The sequence below is a fragment of the Salegentibacter salarius genome (genome assembly GCF_900168265.1).
Lineage (GTDB): Bacteria > Bacteroidota > Bacteroidia > Flavobacteriales > Flavobacteriaceae > Salegentibacter > Salegentibacter salarius.
On record NZ_FVZF01000013.1, the window covers coordinates 1 to 24,253 of the forward strand.

Genomic DNA, 24,253 nt, shown 5'->3' on the forward strand with positions numbered 1-24,253 from the left:
CTCAATTTTACGAGAGGAATACATATTGCGAAGGTACGCATAGATGGTCACCTTGAGCAACATCCGGGGATGGTAACTGGAGGTACCTCCTCCTTTATAACTTCGCTCCAGGTCAGCGATGTCGATTTGATCAATAATCGTATTGACGATCCTAACGGGATGATGGGCAGGGACCAGATCATCATAACTGGGAGGTAAAAGACTTAACTGCGACTGGTCATAGGTCTTAAATACTGCTTTGGCTTTCATTACATGAAAATACTAAAAACCAGAAAATAATACAACAAAAAAGGCTGCCTTTTCAGACAGCCTCTTTTAATTTATTAAAACTGATATTGTTCTAAATTGCCGCATCAATCATCAAAAATCATCAATGAAAAAATTATTAATTTTCAGCTTTTGCCTATTTTCATTTATTTCCAATTATGCTGATTAGATTAGGATGGCGCCTTTCAAACTAATTTTTATCGGTTTTTTATTTCTCTGTATTTCTAAGGTTCATGCACAAAAACATCCTGTTTTCTATGCGGGTTTTGAAGGCTACAGGCATACCGATTTTGAAGATAATAGCTTCGGGAAGTTTTCAGTAGGATCTCAGATCTATCAAATTAAGTTTTTTGCTCCCGAAATTGGTTTCGATTATGGGGGAGGCACGCTCCCAGAAAGAACTGTTTTTGGTGAAGATTTTACTATTCAAGATCCAAGAAAGGGGCTTTTGAGGCAACGGTTTAAATTTTCAGTATTCACCTTAAACCCGAAACTTAAATTTGGTGAAGAAGATGCCTATATTACCTTTTCTCCAAAATATCATATAGGCAGGTTAATAGGCGAAGCTGCTTATCTAGTGTATAGTGGTGATAATAATGGCTACATAGGTGTGAAGGAAAGCGAGGAGTCTAAAATTAAAACTTCTTTTTGGAGTTTTGCTATTGGCTTTGAAGGTATTCAGATTTCTCCTAGGTATTGGTTTGCTCTTTCCATTCAGTATACATTGGTAGATGCTAACGAGGTTTGGGATGCCATGGAGTTTTCAACCGAAGATGCATTTATGCAGTCAGCTTCAACTTCTACAATTGGTTTGGGTTTGCGCTTTTATTATAACCCTTTTGCTTCCAAAAACGATTAAAACAATTAGATTTCCCAACATGGTTATTCATAAAATAACCTGATAAATTTTAGAAATGCGTAATTGGTTTGCTTTTCGGCAAATTCGTAACAAATAAAACCTTTTCCTGAAATTCCTTTAAAGACTTTCCTTTAGAAAACCATTTCGTGTTTTCATAATGTTATAAATGCTTTAAAACTACCTGTTTCGCTCGCTATTTTGGGCTTCAATTTGTATCTTGCATTTAAATCAATTAACTAATTAAAGAACATTATGAGTGTAATAATAAATATTCACGCCCGTCAGATTTTCGACTCAAGAGGAAATCCAACCGTAGAAGTAGATGTTTTAACCGAAAATGGAATTTTAGGGAGAGCAGCAGTGCCTTCTGGAGCTTCTACCGGTGAGCACGAAGCTGTAGAACTTCGTGATGGTGGCGATGATTATATGGGGAAAGGCGTTACTAAAGCCGTAGAAAATGTAAATGATATAATTGCCGAAGAATTATTAGGGTATTCTGTTTTTGAACAGAACCTTATAGACAAGGCAATGATAGAGATAGATGGTACCCCAAATAAAGCTAAGCTTGGAGCCAATGCTATTTTGGGTGTTTCTCTTGCTGTGGCTAAAGCTGCCGCTAACGAACTTGGCTTGCCATTGTACCGTTATATAGGCGGAGTAAGCGCTAATACGCTTCCGGTGCCAATGATGAATATCATTAACGGTGGTTCGCATAGTGATGCGCCAATTGCATTTCAGGAGTTTATGATTATGCCGGTAAAAGCTGAGAGCTTTTCTCACGCATTAAAAATGGGAACCGAGATCTTCCATCATCTTAAAAAAGTATTACACGAGCGCGGTCTAAGTACCGCTGTTGGTGATGAAGGTGGATTTGCTCCAACTTTAGACGGAACCGAAGATGCTTTAGATACTATTCTTAAGGCTATAAAAAATGCTGGTTATAAAGGAGGTGACGAAGTGATGATCGCCCTGGATTGTGCCGCAGCCGAATTCTATGAGAATGGAAAATATGATTATAAGAAATTTGAAGGTGAAGGCGGAAAAATAAGATCTAGCGAAGAACAAGCTGAATATCTTGCTGAACTTTCATCTAAATATCCTATTATTTCTATTGAAGATGGAATGGATGAAAACGACTGGGATGGTTGGAAAGCTTTAACCGATAAAATTGGAGATAAAGTTCAATTGGTTGGGGATGATCTTTTCGTAACTAACGTTGAAAGACTTTCTAGAGGAATTGAGGAAGGAATTGCAAATTCTATCCTTATTAAAGTGAACCAGATTGGTACCCTAACTGAAACTATTGCAGCAGTAAATATGGCGCATAATGCCGGCTTTACTTCGGTAATGTCTCACCGTTCTGGAGAGACCGAAGATAATACTATTGCCGATCTTGCTGTAGCTTTAAATACCGGCCAGATAAAAACCGGTTCGGCTTCAAGAAGTGACCGAATGGCAAAATACAATCAGTTAATTAGAATTGAAGAAGAATTGGGTGAAGTTGCTTATTTTCCGAAGCGCAAAGCCTTTAAAATCTAATTATTGATTTTAACTAAAAACAGAGTCCCTTTTGATATTTTATCAAAAGGGATTTTTTTTGGAGATAATTCAGCAAAAAAGCCCTCGAAATCGATGGTTTGAATGAAAATCTTATCAACGCTTAACGGAAAATTAACAGTAGATTTCTTAAATTAGCAACTCTCGAAAATAAGTTGAATCAAAGTATATAAAATTAAGATATGTCAAAAGCGACGATTGAAATAAATGGGAAAAAATACGAATTTCCCGTTGTAGAAGGAACTGAAAATGAACAGGGAATAGATATAAAGAAACTGCGTGCTGAAGCAGGCGTTATTACCCTGGATCGTGGATATAAAAATACAGGTAGCTGTGAGAGCGCTATTACTTTTCTTAATGGGGAAGAAGGCGTGCTTCGTTACCGAGGTTATTCTATTGAGTCTTTAGCAGAAAAAGCTGATTTCCTTGAAGTAGCTTACTTGCTTATTTTTGGGGAATTGCCAACAAAGACCCAATTAGATAAATTTTATACTGATATTAAAGAGGAGTCTACGGTAGATGAGGAGATGAAGAAGATCCTTGACGGTTTTCCAAAGTCTGCTCACCCAATGGGCGTACTTTCTTCTTTAACCAGTGCTCTTATCGCCTTTAACCCATCTTCCGTAAATGTAGAGTCAGAAGAAGATATGTATAAGGCTATAGTGAAAATTCTTGGTAAATTCCCGGTTCTTGCAGCCTGGACACTTAGAAAGAAAAATAGTCTTCCATTGAACTATGGAGACGATTCACTTGGTTATGTAGAGAATCTTCATAAAATGATGTTCGAAAAACCTGGGAAAAGCTACAGCGTAGATAAAGCGGTTATAGAAGCATTAGATAAATTATTGATTCTTCACGCAGATCACGAGCAAAACTGTTCTACTTCTACGGTAAGAATGGTAGGTTCTTCTCACGCCGGATTATTTGCTTCAATTTCAGCCGGAATTTCTGCACTTTGGGGACCACTTCACGGTGGCGCTAACCAGGCAGTGATAGAAATGCTGGAAAGAATTAAAGAAGATGGTGGCGATACCAAGAAGTTTATGGCAAAAGCCAAGGATAAAGATGATCCTTTCCGTCTAATGGGCTTTGGACACCGTGTTTATAAAAACTTTGATCCAAGAGCTAAGATCATCAAGAAATCCGCCGATGAAGTTCTTGGGCAACTTGGTGTAGACGATCCTGTATTGGATATCGCAAAAGGTCTTGAGAAGGAAGCTTTAGAAGATCAGTATTTTGTAGATAGAAAACTATATCCAAACGTAGATTTCTATTCAGGAATTATTTACCGTGCATTGGGTATTCCGGTAGAAATGTTTACCGTAATGTTTGCTCTTGGTAGACTTCCGGGATGGATCGCACAATGGAGAGAAATGAGATTGATGAAAGAGCCAATTGGGCGTCCACGTCAAATTTATACCGGTGCAAACCTACGTGAATTTAAAGAAGTTGATAAGAGATAAGAAACGATCTCACATAATAATAAATCAGGAAAAAGCTTCATCATCGTATGAAGCTTTTTCTATATTTGGTGAAAATTTTACTTGTGAAATTGAATATAAAAAATGAAACTTCACGCCTTAAGGCGGTGGTTCTAGGTACAGCAGAAAGCAATGGGCCTGAGCCTTCTTTGGAAGAGGCTTATGATCCAAAATCAGCCGAATTTATCAAAATGGGATCTTATCCCAAAGAAAAAGATATGGTTGCTGAAATGGAGGCCGTGGCCAAAGTGCTGGAAAAATATAATGTGCAGGTTTTTAGACCAAAAATTATAAAAGATTATAACCAGATTTTTACTCGCGATATCGCTTTTGTGATAGACGATAAATTTATAAAATCTAATATTCTGCCAGACCGTGAACAGGAAATTGAAGCTATTAGCCACGTAATTGAGCAAATAGATCCTTCAAAAGTCTTGCAGTTACCGGAAGAGGCGCATATAGAAGGTGGAGATGTAATGCCGTTTGGCGATTATATTTTGGTAGGAACCTATCGAGGTGCCGACTATAAAGATTATATCACGGCACGTACTAACGTGCAGGCGGTAGAAGCCTTGCAGGAATTGTTTCCGAATAAAAAAGTGGTTTCTTTTAATTTAAGAAAGTCGAATACCGAGCCTCGCGATAATGCTTTACATTTAGATTGTTGTTTTCAGCCTGTTGGAAAAGGCAAAGCAATTATTCATAGAAACGGATTTCTGGAAGAGGAAGAATATAACTGGTTGGTGAATCTTTTCGGAAAAGAGAATGTTTTTGAAATTACTCGTGATGAGATGTATTATATGAATTCCAATATTTTCTCTATCGCTGAAGATGTTGTGATTTCAGAAAAGAATTTTAAAAGATTAAATGCCTGGTTAAGAGAACAGGGCATTACTGTGGAAGAAGTGCCTTATGCTGAAATTTCTAAGCAGGAAGGACTTTTGCGTTGTTCAACATTACCTTTAATTAGAGAATAGAATTATGAGACAGATTACAGATACAATTTTGATGGTGCGCCCGGTGGCGTTTAGAATGAATGAGCAAACCGCGGTGAATAACTATTTTCAAAAAGATCTTACCGCCGATAATGTAAATGAACGCGCCCAGGAAGAATTTGATGAATTTGCCTCAAAGCTTAAAAAAGTTGGGGTTAACGTTATTGTGGTAAATGATAAACTGGAAGATGATTCGCCAGATTCTATTTTTCCTAATAACTGGGTTTCCTTTCACGAAAACGGGGATATAGGTCTTTATCCTATGTTTGCTGAGAACCGACGTAAAGAAAGGCGATTAGAATATTTTGCCAAGCTTGAAGAAGAAGGTTTTAAAATAAAAAATATTGTAGATTATACCGAAGCTGAAGAGCACGATCTCTTTCTGGAAGGAACAGGAAGCTTGTTGCTTGATAGAGTAAACCGTAAAGCTTACTGCGCACTATCACCCCGTGCAGATGAAGATCTTCTAATTGAATTTTGTGAAGATTTTGAATTTACACCGGTAATTTTCGAGGCTAATCAAAGTGTTGGAGGAAAAAGAAAAGCAATTTATCATACCAATGTTATGATGTGCCTGGCAGAAAACTTTGCGGTAATTTGTCTGGATACCATAGATGATGCTAAAGAGCGTAAAAATGTATTGAAGCATTTAAAAGAAGATGGGAAAGAAGTGATCACCATCACTGAAGAACAAATGCACGAATTTGCCGGAAATATGCTACAAGTACAGGGAAAGGATAATAAGTTTCTTGTAATGAGTGCTCGCGCTCACGGTAGTTTAAATCAGGATCAAATTGCTAAAATTGAAAAGCATTGTGAAATTTTAAGCAGTGACCTTCACGTAATAGAAACTTGTGGTGGCGGTAGCGCCCGCTGTATGATGGCCGAGGTTTTCTTACCAAAAGCTTAGTTTTACATATTTTCTTTTGACAAAATAATTAAAATACTTTCGTCAAGCTGTCCCGAAGCTTCGGGATATTTCAGCTTCTAACTTGATGGAGAGTATAATCAACCTAGATCCTGAAACAAGTTCAGGATGACGATTTAAAGTTCCTCCCCTTTTTCTTGCATCCGACGATCGACGAAAGGAGGGAGAGGAATGCAGAGGTGGCCACGGGCCGAAGGGGTTTTAGAGGATGTGATTCGTCAAGCTGAATTCATTTCAGCTTCTAACATAATTAAAATGTTCACGTCTTAGATCTCCGAATAAATTTCGGAGCAGGCTCTGAAACAAGTTAGGATGACGATAGGGCAAATTAGTGCTTCTTAAACAACTCCCTAATAAACAAAATCATTATTCCGGCGGTAAAAAATGCAAAGGGCAGGGAACTTATAATTAAGAACTTTTGCATAGCGGTAAGCACGTTGCTATCTGGTTTTATGTTTCCAAGAATTATTATTGCTTCTGAAAAAATAAGGATCAAAATCGCCCAGATTAACCTGAATTTTTTCCTGGGATGTTCCTTTCCTTTATCACTAAACATACTTAATACATAAATTGCAGAATCTACCGAGGTCACTAAAAAACTAATCAGTAGAATTATGGTGACAATATTGGTGAAATTCGCAAGCGGAAAAGCTTCAAAAAAGCGAAACAGGGAAGTGAAAACATTATCAAATTCACCGCTATAGCTTTCCATATTTCCTATTAGATCAAACGAAGCCGAGCCAAATACGCTGAACCAAAAGAAACTGCCCAGCGACGGAATAATAAGAACTCCCAGAACCATTTCTCTGATACTTCTTCCTTTTGAAATCCTGGCGATAAAAATTCCGGTGAATGGCGTCCAGGCTAACCAAAATGCCCAGTAATAATAAGTCCAGTCTGTTAAAAATTCTTTTCCGGGATTGTATTTGCCCAGTGCTAAACTAAGCGGAACAAAATCTACGATGTAACTATAAAGGGATTCAAAAAAACGGGACAAAACATTCAGGATATCTATCTGAAAAAAGACAAAGAACATTAGAATTACCGTGATATAAATATTCCAGTTTGAGATGCGTTTTATCCCTTTGTTTATTCCGGCGAATGCCGAAATAAATGCTACTAAACAAATTATAAAAACTAACAAAACTATAAGCCAAAGCGTTCCTGAAGGTGTGGAAGTAAGGTGACTAATGCCGCCTTCAATTTGTGTGGTGCCTAATCCAATTGCTGCAACCAAGCCAAAAACAGTAGTAAGAATAGTGAGCAAATTTACTCCCTCGGGTAAATATTTTATTCTTTTAAGCTGTGGTAAACTGGTTCCTAAAAGAATATCAGATTTTCTAACAAATAAGGAGTAAGCGATAAGTAATGCGAAAATCCCGTAAAATGCCCAGGCGGTAAAACCCCATTGGTAAAATGTATATTCCAGGGCAATCACTTCAGAAGAGAAACTCGTTTCTATAGGCGGATTTAAAAACATAAAAACCGGTTCTTGTACAGCCCTTAATAAAATCCCAGAACCCATTCCGGCGCTATAGAGCATAGCGATCCAGGAAAGCCGGTCGAATTCTGGTGGGGAATTTCCCAGCTTTATTTTTCCAAATCTTGAAAAGGCAATAAAAATTAGGGTAAAAACGCATAATAAGCCAAGCCACAGATAAAAGCCACCAAAATGCTCACGCACCCAAACAGATCCGTTTTCTATGAGTTCGTAGAAAAAATCTGTAAAAAAAAAGATAAAGAGAGCTAGAAAAAATAGAATTCCCGATGCAATATAAAGCAATGGATTTTTAAGAAAAGCTCGGAAAAATTGCGTCAAAATTTACTGCTATTCAATTTGTACTGTCCTTGTTGGTAAGTGGTTTTTCAAATTTAAAGAATTCCGTGGGAACTAAGCTATTTGTTTTTTGGGTTCGCCCTTTGCAATTTTATTCAGCATTCCTTCAAAAATAAAGTAGTGAAAAGGATACATAGCATACCAGTAAAGTCGGCCCCATATACCTTTTGGTCTAAACGTAGCAGTTTGGTGCAAAACATTTTCTTTATCTATACAGAATTCTAACCAGGCTTCACCTGGAACTTTCATTTCAGCAAAAAGCAATAGCCTTTTTTCCTCTTTATCGGCTAAAAGTACACGCCAGAAATCTAATGAATCTCCAGAAGCTATTTTGTTTGGGTGAGTTCTACCTCGTCGCAATCCTACACCGCCAAAAAACTTATCGATATATCCACGAAATTTCCATAACCAGTTTCCATAATACCAACCGGTTAAACCACCAATAGCCCAGATGCGTTCCAGGACTTCATCGGGATTCTCTACTTTGGCAGATTGCTTATCCAAAAGGCAACCATATTTGGGAACCTGTATATATTTGTTCAATTCTTTATCAAAACGGCCGCTGCTTAAAGAATCTTTCCAGCTGGAAATCACCTGGTTTTGTTCAATTTTATAAAAAGCAAGTTCTATGGCCTCGGTGTAAGAAATGGGTTTGATGTTTAGGATATCTTGTAAACGGGTGTCATTGGTGATAACTTCAACACTCATACTATCCACCAGATTTTGGGCAAGTTTGTAGGAGGTTGAGGTTACGAAATAAAGCCAATAGGAGGAGAGTTTGGGAGACATTACAGGTACGCTCAAAATCCATAATTTTAGATTTCGAACCTCGGCATACTTCAGCATCATTTCCTTATAAGTGAGCACGTCTGGGCCGCCAACATCAAAAGATTGATTATAACATTCTTCTTTCCCAATTACTCCGGTGAGAAATTTAATAATATCACGAATAGAAATGGGCTGACATTTTGTTTCCACCCATTTTGGAGTAATCATTACCGGTAACTTTTCACAGAGATCTCTGATAATTTCAAACGAGGAACTCCCCGAACCTACAATGATTGCTGCCCTTAGCACGGTGACTTTAAAATTACCGCTATATAGAATTTCCTCTACTTTTTTTCTGGATTTAAGGTGTTTAGAAAGTTCCTCAGTATTGATAATTCCACTTAAATAAATTACCTGGTTTACCGAAGTATCAGCCATTATTTTGTTGAAATTCCTAGCAGCTTCTGCTTCCTGGCTATCAAAATCTTTGGTGTTCCCACTCATAGAATGAATGAGGTAATAGGCTACATCAATATTTTTTATTTCTTCAGGAGCGTTTTCATCTTTAAGAAAATCAAGTTCTACGACCTCCACTTGTTCCAGCAATTTTTCATTAGAAGTAAATCGGTTTTTGTTTCGAACTGCGCAAACTACCTCGTGTCCCTGTGCTAAAAGTTCGGGGAGCAATCGCATTCCTATATAACCGTTGGCACCTGTAAGAAGAATTCTCATAGAAAGATTTTAAGCTTAAAATACCAATAAAATTAGTACTTTTCGTCCAGATTAGTAAAACTTTATAAAATGAATAACGTACTTAAAATAGTGCTTCTGGTAATTGGCGTTGGAATGATTGGGTATGGATTATACCGATTAATTACACCAGAGTTTGCTCTGGATGCCGGGCCGTTACAAATTGAAGCTCACGGCGATAATACACAGTCTTACGCGATGATTGGTTTTGGTGTTTTGGCACTAATTGGCGGGCTCGCCTTTGGGAAGCGTTAACCTTAGTTCAAAGCTGAATTTAATACAGCGATTACTGAAGAGCTGATATATTCTATCCCAATTGCGATTACTATAAAACCGATAATTCGGGAAATAGCGTTAATTCCTGAAGCGCCCAGCATCTTCACGATATAATGAGAACTTCTCAAAACCAAGAAAGTCGCTAAACAAACGCCAAGAATGGCAAAAATAGTAATGATCTTTTCAGAAATTACCGTGTAATCATCATACATTCCAATAAGAAGCGAAATTGATCCCGGTCCTGCCAGCATTGGGATGGCCAGAGGAGTAAGAGAAACACTATCCCTCTGAAAAGCATCATTCTTTACTCTTTCTTTTTCCATTCCTTTATGTTTAGAGAAAGAACCGGTAAGTAAAGCAAATCCCGAAGTCACGATAATGAGTCCGCCGGCAATTCTAAGGGATTCAATGCTGATTCCGAAGAAATGTAAGATGAATCTTCCCGTAAAAAACGAGATTAGAAGAATCACAAAAATGTTTACTGCTGTTAACAACGAAGTCCTGGAGCGCTCTGAAGCGGAATACTCTTGTGTTAATCCTACAAAAATAGGCACTGTTCCTAAAGGGTTTATTACCGAAAACAGCGCCGCAAATACGTAAATAAATAATTCCATTAATTTTTTTGGCAAAATTGCAGCAGAAGTACCAATTAAAAATTAAGGGGAGATTAATCTTAGATTATCAAAAATAGATGAATCGGGAAACGCTTGTAAACTTATAGTTAAAGATCCTGGATTTGGGTAGGAGCATTGTCTGATTTATAATCTAAAATCTTTTTAAAATATTTATGTATCGCTGGCGTATCGGCCTTTACCTTAATTTTAGAATGATCTTTATAAATAGAATATTCTTCAGCCTTGCCCTTATAAAGATGAAGTTTATAATAAGGAATAACCAGCGCGTAGGTTTCCAGTAAAGACCTGAACATTACTATAATTCCGTTGGGCCGCATTTCAACATTACAGGTATTGGCATTGTTATCCAGAACCAATAAGTTATGAATATCAATACTGGTATCGGTAATATGTAGTTTTGGAGATCCTGTGCCGTTTAATTTCATTCGCGCAAGCAGCGTAAAAGGCTTGCCAACTTCCTTATCAATTTTCTCTTTGGTTTTGCTCCGGTTATAGGAGATATTTAATAACATAGCTTTTTGTTTAAAGATAAGTAAATTACTTCGGGACATGCTCATGAAGTATTCACAAAAATAATTTACAATTTCGAGACAAGTCTTGGTGCATTTAATCTCGATTATCGAGTAAATTATAGGCAAAAGCCTATTTTCTGTTATCTTTGCAGGGCTTAAAACAATAAATAGAAGTAAGAAATGAAACTCCAAAGTACCCTCGCTACCCACGTAAAAGATGCTGTTAAAAAGATCTATGATGTTGAAATTGATAACTTAGAATTTCAGCCTACACGTAAGGATTTTGAAGGAGATATTACTTTGGTTACTTTCCCAATGCTGAAAACGCTCAAAACCAATCCTGTGAAATTGGGTGAAGAAATTGGAAATTATTTAACTGAAAATGTTGCAGAAGTTTCTGGATTTAATGTGGTGAAAGGCTTTTTGAACATTGTTTTAAGCGATGCCTATTTTCTCGATTTTTTCAGTGAAATGAAAGATAGAAAAGATTTTGGGATACTTCCCGCTGCAGAAGATGCTAAAGGGATTATGGTTGAATATTCTTCGCCAAATACCAATAAACCATTGCACTTAGGGCATATTAGGAATATCCTTTTAGGATTTTCTGTTGCAGAAATTTTAAGTGCTGCCGGAAATAAAGCCTATAAAACCCAGATCATTAACGATCGTGGTATTCATATTTGTAAATCTATGTTAGCCTGGGAGCGCTTCGGGAATGGAGAAACTCCACAATCTGCCGGCATAAAAGGAGATAAACTGGTTGGGAATTATTACATAAAGTTTGACCAGGAATACAAAAAGGAGATTTCCGAATTAATGGAAACCAAAGGGATCTCTGAGGAAGCCGCGAAAGCTGAAGCTCCAATTTTAGTGGAAGCCAAGCAAATGTTGCTGAAATGGGAAGCCGGCGATCCGGAAGTGGTTGCGCTTTGGGAGAAAATGAATCAATGGGTGTATGATGGTTTTGAAAAAACCTACGATGCCTTAGGAGTAGATTTCGATAAAAATTATTACGAAAGTGATACTTACCTTTTAGGTAAAGATGTAGTGAACCAGGGACTCGAAAAAGGTGTTTTCTATAAAAAGGAAGACGGTAGTGTTTGGATAGATCTTACCGATGAAGGCCTGGATGAAAAAATAGTTTTACGAAGCGATGGGACTGCTGTCTATATGACGCAGGATATTGGAACCGCCATTCAAAGAGTAAAAGATTTTGATATTAGCGGGATGGTTTATACCGTTGGGAACGAGCAGGACTATCACTTTAAAGTTTTATTTTTAATTCTGAAGAAACTCGGATTTGACTGGGCAGATTACCTGTATCATTTAAGCTATGGGATGGTAGATTTGCCTGGCGGAAAGATGAAAAGTAGGGAAGGAACCGTTGTAGATGCCGATGATCTTATTGCTGAAATGACCGAAACTGCAAGAAATATTTCTGAAGAATTAGGGAAATTAGACGGTTATACCGAAGTTGAAAAAGAAGAGCTCTACCGAATAATAGGATTAGGGGCTTTGAAATATTATATTTTAAAAGTAGATCCTAAAAAACGAATCTTATTTAATCCTGAAGAATCTGTAGATTTCCAGGGGAATACCGGCCCATTTATTCAATATACCTACGCCAGAATTCAATCTATAATTAGAAAAGCCGATTTTGATTTTAAAAAACCGGTAGCCGATGGTTATAAATTTCACGAAAAAGAACGTTCGTTAATCAAGCAACTTCAGTTATATCCTGAAACAATTCAGTTGGCTGCAGAAAATCATAGTCCGGCTTTAATAGCTAATTACACTTACGATCTGGTAAAAGAATTCAATTCATTTTATCAAAATGTAACGATTCTGGGTACTGAGGATATTACCGAAAAAACCTTAAGAGTGCAATTGGCAAATAGTGTGGGTAATGTGATAAAATCTTCTTTTGGCTTATTGGGAATCCAGGTGCCTGAAAGAATGTAGAAAGCCCCTGGCCCAGGAAGCGAGACTAAAGGCTGAGGATTTTAATTTTAGATTTTAACAAAAAGGAAAACAGAGAATCGACAATTGAGAACTGAAATAAAAGTTTTCACTTCAGGCTCAAATCATTAAATTTGCAATTCGTTGAAAAAGCGAATGTATAAAGCTTATTGAAATAGAAGGAGTTTTATGTCTCCTGCAAGGTTTATAAATCCTTGTAGGTATTGCTGATTTTAAACCTACGAGGGGTAAAAATCCTGGTAGGAGGATGAATTTTAAGTTTTAAAATATAGAGGCTTGCCTCAGCTAAATTATACTCTTTTCCAATTGTTTGGGAGAGATAAAACCACAGGAAAATTATGTTTGATAGTTTAAGTGATAAGTTAGATAATGCCTTACACGTTTTAAAAGGCCACGGTCAAATTACCGAGGTAAACGTTGCCGAAACTTTAAAAGAAGTGAGACGGGCTTTGGTGGATGCCGATGTGAACTATAAAATAGCCAAAGACTTTACCAATGTTGTAAAGGAAAAGGCTTTGGGACAGGACGTTTTAACCGCCCTGAAACCAGGTCAGATAATGGTAAAGTTGGTAAAGGATGAACTTACCCAGTTAATGGGGGGGGAGGCCGAAGGTATTAATCTTTCGGGAGATCCTTCTGTTATTCTTATGTCTGGATTACAGGGTAGTGGTAAAACAACTTTTTCCGGAAAACTAGCTAATTTTCTAAAAACTAAAAAGACCAAAAAACCACTTTTGGTTGCTTGTGATGTTTATCGTCCTGCGGCTATTAACCAGTTGCACGTAGTTGGTGAGCAGGTTGGGGTTGAGGTGTTTTCAGATGAAGGGAACCAGGATCCTGTATCTATTTCTAAAGCTGCAATTGCGTATGCTAAGCAAAATGGACATAATGTAGTAATTATAGATACTGCTGGTCGTTTAGCTGTAGATGAGGCGATGATGACCGAGATCTCGAATATTCACGAAGCAATTCAACCTCACGAAACTTTATTCGTGGTAGATTCTATGACGGGTCAGGATGCGGTGAATACTGCAAAGACCTTTAATGAAAGATTGAATTTTGACGGGGTAATCCTTACAAAATTAGATGGAGATACTCGTGGTGGTGCAGCGATTTCAATTAAATCGGTAGTTAACAAGCCTATTAAGTTTATTGGTACCGGTGAGAAAATGGACGCACTGGATGTGTTCTATCCAGACCGTATGGCCGATAGAATTCTTGGGATGGGAGATGTTGTGTCTCTTGTAGAACGTGCCCAGGAACAATATGATGAAGAAGAAGCAAGAAAACTTCAGAAGAAAATTGCTAAGAACCAGTTTGGTTTTGACGATTTTCTGAAGCAATTGCAGCAAATTAAGAAAATGGGGTCTATGAAAGACCTTATGGGAATGATTCCGGGAGCCGGAAAAATGTTGAAAGATGTAGATATTGATGATGATGCCTTTAAAGGAATTGAAGCAATAATCCACTCAATGACTCCCGAGGAGCGCAGCAACCCAAAAGTTATAAATTCAAGCCGAAAGAAACGAATTAGTAAAGGTTCGGGAACATCGGTACAGGAAGTTAACCAACTGTTGAAGCAATTCAACCAGATGGGTAAAATGATGAAGATGATGCAAGGTGGCGGTGGCCAGAAGATGATGCAGATGATGAAAGGAATGAAATAGTTTGCAGTATTTAAGTATGCAGTTAGCAGTAAAATGAGTTTCAAAACCTTATACGCTTATCAAAAAGCTTTTGATCTAGCAATGGAAGTTTTTAAGCTTTCCAAAACTTTTCCTACGGAAGAAAGATTTGCTTTGAGCAATCAAATCATACGGTCCTCAAGGAGTGTATGTTCTGCAATAGCTGAAGCTTATCGAAAAAGAGAATATCCTAAATATTTTACAAATAAACTTACAGATGCTGACTCTGAGAATGCTGAAACACAATTATGGCTTGACTTTGCTGAAGCTTGTAATTACTTACCAGAAAAGCATAAGATAGTTTTGCAATCCCAAAGCGAGGAGGTTGGGAAACTTATAAATTACATGAAAAATAATCCCGGTAAATTTGGAGTCAAAACTGACTGCTAACTGCCAACTAATTACTGCTAACTGAGATGACTATTTTAGACGGAAAAAAAACCAGCAACGATATTAAAGACGAGATTGCTGCTGAGGTTGAAAAGATTAAAAAAAGAGGTGAAAAAGTACCTCATTTAGCTGCAATTATCGTTGGGAACGACGGCGCCAGCTTAACCTATGTAAATGCAAAAGTAAAATCCTGTAAACGCGTTGGTTTTGAATCTTCTCTTTATAGATTACCAAATACGGTAAGTGAATTGGAACTTCTTGATAAGATTGAAGAGCTAAATCAAAATGACGATATAGACGGATTTATTGTTCAGTTGCCACTGCCACCGCAAATTGACACCCAAAAAGTACTAAATGCTGTAGATCCAGATAAAGATGTAGACGGTTTTCACCCTACTAACTTTGGGAAAATGGCTTTGGATATGACGTCTTTTATTCCTGCTACTCCCTTTGGGATTTTGGAATTACTGGAGCGTTATGATATTCCGACTAAAGGAAAACATACCGTAGTGATTGGCAGAAGTTACATTGTAGGTAGACCAATGAGTATCCTGATGGGACGAAGTGGTTTCCCCGGAAACTCAACCGTAACCTTAACTCACGAATTCACTAAGAATATTACACAAATCACTTCTCAGGCCGATATTATTATTATCGCGGTTGGAATTCCAGATTTTCTGAAAGCGGAAATGATTAAGGATGACGCCGTTATTATTGACGTTGGAATTACCAGGGTGCCAAACGATGAGGCTGAAAAAGGCTATGTAATTAAAGGTGATGTTGACTTTGAGAATGTAAGCAAACGTGCATCTTATATAACGCCTGTGCCGGGTGGAGTAGGACCAATGACGGTTTCTATGTTGCTTAAAAATACACTGTTGGCCACAGAACGCCATAAAAAAAGAGCAAAGGAAAGAAGTAAGGCTAATAAATAACTTTTAGAAGTTTAGCTATAAAAGAAATCCTATCAATCTAAATGTTATTTTTAGAGGTTGATAGGATTTTTTTATTGTTTTAATTTAAATTATAGAATTATTCTTCTTCCAGCTTCCAATCTAGATATTTATGAAGATCTGTTTCAATAAATCTTAAGGTAACGGTCAAAATTGCAAAATCATCTACGTAACCTAATCCCGGGATAAAATCTGGCATTAGGTCTAAGGGGTTTAAAACATATAGAAGGGCAAAAGCTATAGAGGCGATGGTGAACCAGGGCACACTGCTGTAAACGCCTTTTCTATAATCCTGGAGCATCCCAAACATTAATTTCCCGAGTTCGGTATACTTTCTTAAGGTGCTTGAATTAACAATTTTATCTTCTATTGTATCCTGGTTTTTTGCCGCAATTTCTACGTCTCCATCTTTTACTTTGGCAACACCTTTTTTTAGGTATTCCTCATCAATCTCTTTCTTCTTTTTACTGAACATATTCATAATTCTTCATTTTGTTGATTAGTAGTTATTTTTAAAGTCGGTCGTGGGCATTACCATATTCCTTTTTATAAATCTTCAGAATTAATAAAAACAGGGATATGAGTAAAGGCCCAAAAATTAATCCAATAAAACCAAAAAGCTGGACCCCTACAATTACACCAAATATGGTAATAAGGGGGTGCACTGCTGCCAGCCTATCTAAAATATAAAGCCTAATTAAATTATCTGTAGATCCAACCACCACAAAACCATAGATTAACATGGCTATAGCTTGCCAATTATCGCCCTGGGCTATCAAAAGTATTACCACGGGAATAATACCAATGGCAGTGCCTATAAACGGGATCATAGAACCTATAGCGGTTATTACAAACCAAAAGAAGGGGTCTGGCACGCCTAAGATCAAATATCCAATAAGCGCTATAATTCCCTGGAAAATTGCTACAAGAGGAATTCCCAATGCGTTAGATCTTACCAGTTGGTCACTTTCCTTTCCTATTATTTTTAAATTTTCATTGCCTAAAGGAATATATGAAATGAGTGAAGATTTCATAGAATCCCGTTTCACCAGCATATAATAAAGCATAAAATACATAATCCCGATAGCGATAAATGCATTAAATGTGCCGCCCGCCAGACTTTGTAAATTGTCAGACATCCAGTTGGTGATAGATGAAGTCTCAATAGAATCGCTTAAACTGTAACCTATATAAGTTTCGGCTTCGGTTAATTGTTCTTTTACAGCTCTAATTACCCGTTCTGAATTAGCAACTGCCTTACTCACTTTAGAGGATAGCATAATTACAATTAATGTAATGGGTACCAGGATTCCCACGAAAGAGCCCGCCATTAAAAGTGCTGCCGCTACCGGTGGTTTCCAGCCTCGCGCCAGCAATTTTTCCATCCAGTTACGCAAAAGAACATATAAGGTAATCGCTCCCAAAACCCCGGACAGGTAAGGGATAATTTCTTTAAAAATTAAAACCGTTAAAAATAGGATGAGCATTAGCACGAAAATTTGTCGTACCAGTGCCGGTTTTAATCTATTCATATTTTAGTAGTTGGTTGGTTATTTTGCAAATAGTTGTTCTTTATTTTTAAAGGCTTTGAATTCCAGGGCATTTCCGCAGGGATCTTTAAAGAACATTGTAGCTTGCTCGCCAACCTGTCCCTCAAAACGAATGTACGGTTCAATTTCAAATTCAATATTTTTGGATTTCAGTAAATTGGCAAACTCCTGAAAAACATCCCATTCCAGGACTACCCCAAAATGCGGTACGGGAACATCCTTACCATCTACCGGATTACTGTGCGCTTTTTCGGTTTCTTCTGCGGGTTTATAATGAATAACCAACTGGTGGCCGAAAAAATTGAAATCTACCCAGTGATCACTGCTACGGCCTTCGCCGCAACCCAGGGTTTCCTTATAAAATTGTCTTGCTTTTTGTAAATCTGAAACCGGTATGGCTAAATGAAATGGCTGTACCTTCATAAATCTTAACTTAGTTAATCTAAAATTCTACGCAATTAAAATTAACATGTAATCTTAACATGCCGGCAAGCCATTGCGCTAATAATGTGTTAAGATTTATTTCTACGGGAATCTGTAGCTCTTTTTGAATGTTTTTTATCTGAATTTTTTAGTCTGGAAGCTTCTTCTGTTTTGCTGGATTCATCAACCATTCTGTTAATGGTGGCGAGCTCTTCGTCAGTAAGATCGCGGTAGGAGCCCACGGGAACATCCAGGCTTACATTCATAATTCTAATGCGTTTTAATGCGGTAACTTCGTAACCTAAAAATTCACACATTCTACGAATTTGACGGTTTAGTCCCTGGGTAAGCACAATTCTAAAATCGTTTCTCCCCAATTTCTCCACTTCGCATTTTTTAGTGGTAGTACCTAAAATAGGAACACCATTCCCCATCCTTCTTATAAAATCTGAAGTAATTGGTTTGTTGACGGAAACAATATATTCTTTCTCGTGATTATTCCGGGCGCGTAAGATCTTATTTACAATGTCTCCATCGTTGGTAAGAAAAATAAGTCCTTCACTGGGCTTGTCGAGTCGGCCAATAGGAAAAATTCGCTTAGGGTAATTTATAAAATCAATGATGTTATCTTTCTCTACCCTTGTGTCTGTAGTGCAAACAATACCTACCGGTTTATTAAAAGCCAGGTAAACATTAGGTTCTTTTTTTTCTGCTTCAGAAACCGCTTTTCCATCAACCTTTACCAGATCGCCGGGTGCAATTTTAGTTCCCATTTCGGGGACAGTTCCATTAATGGTCACGCGCCCCTGATCTATGAGTTTATCGGCGGCACGGCGTGAGCAGTAACCTATTTCACTTAAGTATTTATTTATTCGGGTAAGCTTCTGTTCAGACATAAAAAAGATTGTGCTACAAAGATACAAGAATTCGCCGCGAAACTAATTTTTTAAAAAATAATCAAGGTACAGGCAACCTTTTGTAACTTTCCTGCGTCTATGTAAATAGAAGGCCTTTTTAATAAAGAAATCGGGTGAAAGTAATTCAACTTTTTAAAAGCGAAACTCAACTAATAAAGCGTGCGGCTAAAAAAGACCGTAAGGCGCAGCGCGAATTGTATGAGTTGCATTCAGGGAAAATGCTTAGCGTTTGCCGGCAATATATTAAGGATATGCATCACGCCGAAGAAGTTATGCTAAACGGATTTTTAAAAGTTTTCACCCACCTTAAAGATTTTGAATCTAAAGGAAGTTTTGAAGGCTGGATACGTAAAATTATGGTGCGGGAATCAATTTCTTTTCTTCGGTCTCAAAAGAAAATTCTTTTTAATAATGAAGAAATCGCAGACCCTGGTTTTTCGGCTGAAATGAATACGGAGCTTAATGTTGCGCATATTCAAAACCTCATAGACAATTTGCCGGAAGGCTATAGGATGGTTTTTGTTATGTATGCGGTAGAAGGATATAAACACGCCGAAATTGCGAAAATGCTGAAGATTACTGAAGGAACTTCAAAATCGCAATTATCTAAAGCGCGAAAAATGTTGCAGGAGCAATTAAAAACACAAAATACATCGGATTATGGAATCGAATCAAGAATATAGGAAAAAGTCCGGGAAATCGAAGTCACAAAACACTTCTGAAAATAAGGCTAAGTCTAAAGATATTAAACCCACTGGTGGGAATAAATTCGAAAAAAACCTAAAAGAAAAACTGAAGGAACGGAAAATCGAACCTTCTGCCGAAACTTGGGAGAAGTTAAACGCAAAATTAAATGTTGAAGAGAATAAAACTTCCCGAAAGTCCTGGAAATATATTGCCGCGGCCGTTGCCGTTTTGCTAGTCGCTGGAACTTTTCTTTGGAACCCAAATACTTCGGAAAGTCCTCAAATTGTAGAAGAACCGGTAAATAATATTATTGAAAAGCCGGCAATGAATAAGCCTGAAAATGATGTGCAAATCGCTTCAGAAGAAAATAATAGGGAAGAAAAAATTTCAGCTGAAAAGGAGATAAAAAACAAAGTTGTCCGTAAGTCTAAACCTTCAATATTAGCAGAAAAAGCTCCGGAAGTACCGGTTTTGGAAGAAGTTAAAATTGAAGAAGCAGTTGCGCTGGAAACAATTAGCCTGGAACCACCGGTTTCCAAAGAAAAAATAATTCAATCTAAACTTGAAGAAATTATTGCTTCGGCCGCTAAGAACGACGAGATTTCTGAGGATGAAGTTGATATTTTACTGGCTGAAGCCGCATCAGAAATAAGTAGAGAAAGGAATTTGAAATTATATACTTCGAGCAATGAGATTAATGCGAATGCACTATTAGCCGAAGTAGAAGGCGAAATTTACCAATCTTTTAAAGCCAAAGTTTTCGAGGTGCTTAAGGAAGGTTATCTCAAAGCAAAAACGGCGGTTGCCAACAGGAATTATTAATAATCATCAAAAATCCCACAAAAGGGTCATTCATCAAACTTTAAAAATCATTAATCATGAAAACCATTATTTTTTACATCACACTTTCGTTGTTCAGTTTAGGATTACAGGAAGTTAGTGCGCAGGAAGTTGCTTCAAAAGGAGTTGAGTTCACCTCCGAAGAAGAAGCAAGAGAATTTTTTGAAAAAGAAAAAGCAGAAATTGTTGCTAAAGAAAAGGAAAAACTCAAATACCAGATAGAGCGCATAAATGGAGAGCTGGAAAGAGGTGAGATCACGAGTGAAGAAGGCGAAAAGAAAAAAAAAGAATTGGCTGAAAAGCACGCCAAAAATATTGAAAATAAAATAGCCATTTTAGAGAATGAAATGGAATTACGCGATAGAAATGCCGATTCTTCAGAGAATTATATTGTGATTGGTGGTAAAGGGAAAGTCCTTGATATTAATATAAATACCAACGATAAATATGATAAGCGCACCACAAGCGATCTAGTAATTGCCGCCGGATTCAATAACGCCTTAGAAAAAGGGCAGTCCCTAAATAATTCAGATTTTAAACTTGCAGGAAGTCGCTTTTTTGAAATTGGTTGGGCCTGGAAAACACGGGTTTTTAAGGAAACAAACTGGCTGCGCGTTCGCTACGGACTTTCTTTTCAATTCAATGGATTAAAACCTACCGATAATCGCATTTTTGTAGAAGATGGAAATGAAACCTATCTCCAGGAATTTGCGCTAGATCTGGATAAATCCAAGTTTAGAATGGATAACCTGGTTGTTCCTATTCATTTTGAAATTGGACCATCTAAGAAAACAGAGACCGAAAGCCGTTTGCATTTTTCAACCTATAAAATGCTAAAAATTGGATTTGGTGGTTATGCCGGATTCAATATTGGAGAACGTCAAAAATTGAAGTATAAGGATGATGGGGATAAAGTGAAGGAGAAACTTAAAAACAATTATAATACCAACGATTTGGTTTACGGATTAAGTGCTTATCTAGGTTGGGGTGGTGCCACGCTCTACGGGAAATATGATCTAAATCCAATATTTCAGGATCCAAATAGAGAATTACACAACTTTTCTTTAGGACTTAGGTTTGATGTTGATTAGCCAATTTTAAATTGTAATTTTGTTTTCGCAGAAAAGAGGTGGTCTGAAAAGTTTTTAAAATCGTCATCCTGAATTTATTTCAGGATCTAAAAATATTGATAATCTAAACATATTAGAAGCTGAAACAAGTTCAGCTTGACGCAGCCAGACTTTTCAGACTTCCTTATTAAAGGCTTAAATAAGACCGCTTTGATCTCAAAATCCACCATAGATAATGTATTTGAAACCGCCCGCGTAGAGGAGGTTATTGGTGATTTTGTCCAGCTTAAAAAATCGGGGTCCAATTTTAAAGGTTTAAGTCCGTTTAGTGATGAACGCACGCCAAGTTTTATGGTTTCTCCCGTAAAACAAATCTGGAAGGATTTCTCAAGTGGAAAAGGTGGAAACGTGGTTGCTTTCCTTATGGAACACGAGCATTTCACCTATCCTGAAGCCATAAAATACCTCGCCAAAAAATACGGAATTGAAATCGAGGAAACCCAGCAAAGCGACGAACAAAAGCAGCAAGCCGATGAGCGGGAAAGTATGTACCTGGTTTCGGAATTTGCCAATAAACATTTTCAGAAAAACCTGCATAAAACCGATTTAGGGAAAGCTATTGGGTTAAGCTATTTTAAGGAACGAGGATTCACTTTAGAAACGATCAAGAAGTTTGAGCTGGGATATTCTTTAGACGAATGGGACGATTTCACTAAAGAAGCGCTCGCTGAAGCCTATAAACTGGAATACCTTGAAAAAACCGGACTTACCATTGTAAAAGGCGAAAAGCAGTTTGACCGCTTTAAAGGAAGAGTGATGTTTCCCATTCATTCTATGTCTGGTAGGGTTTTAGGATTTGGAGGAAGAATTCTTACCAACGAAAAAAAGGCGGCCAAATACCTGAATTCACCAGAAAGTGATATCTACCACAAGAGTAAGGTTTTATACGGGATAAATTTCGCGAAACAGGCAATTGCCAAAGAAGATAATTGTTTTCTGGTTGAAGGTTATACCGATGTGATTCAGTTTCACCAGAGTGGAATTGAGAATGTGGTTTCCTCTTCAGGAACTGCCTTAACACCTGAGCAAATTAGATTAATTAATAGGCTAACAAAAAATATCACGGTACTCTTTGATGGTGATGCCGCTGGAATAAGGGCTTCGCTGCGCGGAATAGATTTGATCCTGGAACAGGGAATGAATGTTAGGGTTTGTACCTTCCCAGAAGGTGAGGATCCCGATAGTTTTGCAAGAAATAATTCAGATGAAGCTTTAGCTGAATATTTACAGGAGAATGCCCAGGATTTTATTAGTTACAAAGCTTCTTTACTTATGGAGGAAGCGAAAAAAGATCCAGTTAAAAAGGCAGAATTAATTCGGGATATTGTAAACAGTATTTCGAAGATTCCAGATACAATTCAGCAGGAAGTTTACTTACAGGAATGTTCCAGGATAATGGATATTTCTGAAAATGTGCTGTTTTCCAGCTTAGCGCAATTAAATGCGAAAAGTGGAAGAACTTCTCCTCAACAAAAGGAACAGAAGAAGTCTTTTAATGTAGTTAAAGAAGACCAGCAGCCAAAAACTTCTAAAGTAGATGAGCAGTACGAACTTGAAAAGAAGATTATTAGTCTTTTGCTTCAATATGGTACGGTAGAGGAAGAATTTGAAGACCTTGTGCTTAAGGAGAAAGAAGATGGGGAATTTGGTTTGGAAAAGGAAGTGCAGAGAACCAGGGTTTTTGAAAAGATCTTCCTGGATCTCCAGGAAGATGAAATTGCTTTTGCTAATCCTAAGTTCAGAGATATTTATGCCGAATTAATCTCACGTCTTAACAGTGAAGAGAAATTCGAAGTAAAGAATTTTATCAACGATATAGATCCAGTTCAGGCATCAGAGATTACCTCGATTCTAATGGAAGAAGAGCAATATAAATTGCACGAATGGGACAGGCAAAATATTTTCGTGAAGGCAAAAACTGAAACTATTTCCAGGCACGTTAGCGAAACCATTCTTTCTTTACGCAGGTTTTTAATAAATCAGAAGATTAATGAGCTTTCAGAAAAAGTGAGAACTCCAGATGGAGAACAGCAAACACAGCATATCCTGGAAGACGTGAAAGACTATTTAACACTAAAAAAAGTACTTTCAGAAAAATTGAATCGAGTTATGTAGTGCTTATCTGCAATAAGCGAGAACGCGTAATTAGATCGGCTACGTTATCTACCTGTAATTTTTTAAGTAACCTGGTTTTATAAGTGCTTACGGTTTTCTCATTTATATGCAAGGCTTCGGCAATATCTTTATTGCGCTTGCCCGAAGAGATGAGGTTTAAAACTTCAGATTCTCTTGTAGAAAGTTTTTTAAATTTTGCAATTAAATTTCTTCCGGGAGACATTCCTGCATTTAGCTTGTCGGTAATTTTTTTGTTGAGGTAAATTCCACCTCTGGCTACCTGATAAATGGCTTTTTCAAGTTCTTCAGGTTTTGCCATTTTAGAAATATAGCCTGCTGCTCCTGCTTTTATAGCACTTAACGCATAAACTTCTTCTGGATGCCCGGTGCAAACCAGGATCTTTGTTTTAGTATAATCTTTTTTAATGGTGCGAAGCGCGTTTATTCCATTTATCTCCGGAAGATCTATTTCAATAATCAAAACATCGGGTTGGCGCTCGCTTAAAAAACCGTATAACTCCATACCGCTATGAACGCTACCCACAACTTCCAGCGCTGGATTGTTTTTAAGAATACATCGAATACCCTCATGCACCACAGGGTGATGATCTGCAATTAATACTGTACTCATAATTTTAGGTTTGGTTGAAAAACACGCCGGGGTAGGACAAGCGCGTTTATACTACTAAATTTAACAGAATTTATCTTTCATTCTGTT

24 protein-coding genes are annotated in these 24,253 nt (G+C 37.4%); 14 read left to right on the top strand and 10 right to left on the bottom strand.

Features of this window, described 5'->3' with window-relative positions; genetic code table 11:
- Positions 1 to 249 (bottom strand): transposase (locus B5440_RS15465; protein ID WP_143533302.1); only part of this gene is annotated, 249 nt, incomplete at its 3' end.
- Between the two features lie 193 nt (positions 250 to 442).
- On the opposite strand from B5440_RS15465, the gene B5440_RS08625 reads away from it, so the two are divergent.
- The 5 genes from B5440_RS08625 (at position 443) to ctlX (ending at position 6,069) form a co-directional block, all read left to right on the top strand.
- The gene (locus B5440_RS08625; protein WP_070053193.1) at positions 443 to 1,126 is read left to right on the top strand and encodes a hypothetical protein; all 684 of its coding nucleotides are present in this window, start codon (positions 443 to 445) and stop codon (positions 1,124 to 1,126) included.
- A 252-nt stretch (positions 1,127 to 1,378) separates the two neighbouring features.
- Complete coding sequence (gene eno, locus B5440_RS08630; protein ID WP_070053194.1) at positions 1,379 to 2,665, top strand: phosphopyruvate hydratase; 1,287 nt, start codon at positions 1,379 to 1,381, stop codon at positions 2,663 to 2,665.
- A gap of 200 nt (positions 2,666 to 2,865) precedes the next feature.
- On the top strand, positions 2,866 to 4,146 hold the full coding sequence (locus B5440_RS08635; RefSeq protein ID WP_070053195.1) for a citrate synthase: 1,281 nt from the start codon (positions 2,866 to 2,868) through the stop codon (positions 4,144 to 4,146).
- 47 nt (positions 4,147 to 4,193) lie between these two features.
- Positions 4,194 to 5,141 carry a dimethylarginine dimethylaminohydrolase family protein gene (locus tag B5440_RS08640; protein WP_070053196.1) on the top strand — a complete coding sequence of 316 codons (948 nt, stop codon included), beginning with the start codon at positions 4,194 to 4,196 and terminating at the stop codon, positions 5,139 to 5,141.
- 4 nt (positions 5,142 to 5,145) lie between these two features.
- The gene (gene ctlX / locus B5440_RS08645) at positions 5,146 to 6,069 is read left to right on the top strand and encodes a citrulline utilization hydrolase CtlX (protein WP_070053197.1); all 924 of its coding nucleotides are present in this window, start codon (positions 5,146 to 5,148) and stop codon (positions 6,067 to 6,069) included.
- Positions 6,070 to 6,415: 346 nt separating this feature from the next.
- Here the strand turns inward: ctlX and B5440_RS08650 are convergent, their stop codons facing one another.
- Both B5440_RS08650 and B5440_RS08655 read right to left on the bottom strand, forming a co-directional pair.
- A complete protein-coding gene (locus B5440_RS08650) occupies positions 6,416 to 7,906 on the bottom strand; it encodes a BCCT family transporter (RefSeq protein ID WP_079711109.1) in 1,491 nt (496 codons plus the stop codon).
- 72 nt (positions 7,907 to 7,978) lie between these two features.
- On the bottom strand, positions 7,979 to 9,424 hold the full coding sequence (locus tag B5440_RS08655; RefSeq protein WP_070053200.1) for an SDR family oxidoreductase: 1,446 nt from the start codon (positions 9,422 to 9,424) through the stop codon (positions 7,979 to 7,981).
- Between the two features lie 69 nt (positions 9,425 to 9,493).
- Between B5440_RS08655 and B5440_RS08660 the strand changes: the two genes are divergently transcribed.
- Positions 9,494 to 9,697, top strand: coding sequence for a hypothetical protein (locus tag B5440_RS08660; protein ID WP_057482209.1), 204 nt, complete (start codon positions 9,494 to 9,496; stop codon positions 9,695 to 9,697).
- Positions 9,698 to 9,699: 2 nt separating this feature from the next.
- Here B5440_RS08660 and B5440_RS08665 read toward each other — a convergent pair whose 3' ends face one another.
- Both B5440_RS08665 and B5440_RS08670 read right to left on the bottom strand, forming a co-directional pair.
- A complete protein-coding gene (locus B5440_RS08665) occupies positions 9,700 to 10,332 on the bottom strand; it encodes a MarC family NAAT transporter (RefSeq protein ID WP_070053297.1) in 633 nt (210 codons plus the stop codon).
- A 107-nt stretch (positions 10,333 to 10,439) separates the two neighbouring features.
- A complete protein-coding gene (locus tag B5440_RS08670) occupies positions 10,440 to 10,865 on the bottom strand; it encodes a hypothetical protein (protein WP_070053299.1) in 426 nt (141 codons plus the stop codon).
- Positions 10,866 to 11,045: 180 nt separating this feature from the next.
- On the opposite strand from B5440_RS08670, the gene argS reads away from it, so the two are divergent.
- From argS to B5440_RS08690, 4 genes are all read left to right on the top strand, one after another.
- On the top strand, positions 11,046 to 12,827 hold the full coding sequence (gene argS, locus B5440_RS08675) for an arginine--tRNA ligase (RefSeq protein ID WP_070053202.1): 1,782 nt from the start codon (positions 11,046 to 11,048) through the stop codon (positions 12,825 to 12,827).
- A gap of 356 nt (positions 12,828 to 13,183) precedes the next feature.
- Entirely contained in the window at positions 13,184 to 14,512 is a 1,329-nt protein-coding gene (gene ffh, locus B5440_RS08680) for a signal recognition particle protein (protein WP_070053204.1), read from the top strand.
- 33 nt (positions 14,513 to 14,545) lie between these two features.
- A complete protein-coding gene (locus B5440_RS08685) occupies positions 14,546 to 14,920 on the top strand; it encodes a four helix bundle protein (protein WP_070053206.1) in 375 nt (124 codons plus the stop codon).
- A 26-nt stretch (positions 14,921 to 14,946) separates the two neighbouring features.
- Positions 14,947 to 15,855: a bifunctional 5,10-methylenetetrahydrofolate dehydrogenase/5,10-methenyltetrahydrofolate cyclohydrolase gene (locus tag B5440_RS08690; RefSeq protein WP_070053208.1), complete on the top strand. Its 909-nt coding sequence runs from the start codon at positions 14,947 to 14,949 to the stop codon at positions 15,853 to 15,855.
- 97 nt (positions 15,856 to 15,952) lie between these two features.
- Here B5440_RS08690 and B5440_RS08695 read toward each other — a convergent pair whose 3' ends face one another.
- The 4 genes from B5440_RS08695 to rluF all read right to left on the bottom strand — a co-directional run bounded on the left by B5440_RS08695 (position 15,953) and on the right by rluF (position 18,742).
- Positions 15,953 to 16,354, bottom strand: a complete 402-nt coding sequence (locus tag B5440_RS08695) for a YkvA family protein (RefSeq protein ID WP_317039364.1) — start codon at positions 16,352 to 16,354, stop codon at positions 15,953 to 15,955.
- Between the two features lie 31 nt (positions 16,355 to 16,385).
- Complete coding sequence (locus B5440_RS08700; protein WP_070053210.1) at positions 16,386 to 17,405, bottom strand: AI-2E family transporter; 1,020 nt, start codon at positions 17,403 to 17,405, stop codon at positions 16,386 to 16,388.
- 18 nt (positions 17,406 to 17,423) lie between these two features.
- Complete coding sequence (locus B5440_RS08705; RefSeq protein WP_070053212.1) at positions 17,424 to 17,846, bottom strand: VOC family protein; 423 nt, start codon at positions 17,844 to 17,846, stop codon at positions 17,424 to 17,426.
- A gap of 89 nt (positions 17,847 to 17,935) precedes the next feature.
- Positions 17,936 to 18,742: a 23S rRNA pseudouridine(2604) synthase RluF gene (rluF, locus tag B5440_RS08710; RefSeq protein WP_070053213.1), complete on the bottom strand. Its 807-nt coding sequence runs from the start codon at positions 18,740 to 18,742 to the stop codon at positions 17,936 to 17,938.
- A gap of 134 nt (positions 18,743 to 18,876) precedes the next feature.
- Here rluF and B5440_RS08715 point away from each other — a divergent pair, with 134 nt between their 5' ends.
- The 4 genes from B5440_RS08715 (at position 18,877) to dnaG (ending at position 23,535) form a co-directional block, all read left to right on the top strand.
- Positions 18,877 to 19,446, top strand: a complete 570-nt coding sequence (locus tag B5440_RS08715; protein WP_070053215.1) for an RNA polymerase sigma factor — start codon at positions 18,877 to 18,879, stop codon at positions 19,444 to 19,446.
- A complete protein-coding gene (locus B5440_RS08720; protein ID WP_070053217.1) occupies positions 19,424 to 20,272 on the top strand; it encodes a hypothetical protein in 849 nt (282 codons plus the stop codon). Before B5440_RS08715 ends, B5440_RS08720 begins: the two co-directional genes overlap by 23 nt.
- 56 nt (positions 20,273 to 20,328) lie before the next feature.
- A complete protein-coding gene (locus tag B5440_RS08725; RefSeq protein WP_070053219.1) occupies positions 20,329 to 21,381 on the top strand; it encodes a YbaB/EbfC family nucleoid-associated protein in 1,053 nt (350 codons plus the stop codon).
- 189 nt (positions 21,382 to 21,570) lie between these two features.
- Positions 21,571 to 23,535, top strand: a complete 1,965-nt coding sequence (gene dnaG / locus B5440_RS08730) for a DNA primase (RefSeq protein ID WP_070053303.1) — start codon at positions 21,571 to 21,573, stop codon at positions 23,533 to 23,535.
- Here dnaG and B5440_RS08735 read toward each other — a convergent pair.
- Complete coding sequence (locus tag B5440_RS08735) at positions 23,528 to 24,166, bottom strand: response regulator (protein ID WP_070053221.1); 639 nt, start codon at positions 24,164 to 24,166, stop codon at positions 23,528 to 23,530. The genes dnaG and B5440_RS08735 overlap by 8 nt on opposite strands.
- Between the last annotated feature and the right edge of the window lie 87 nt (positions 24,167 to 24,253).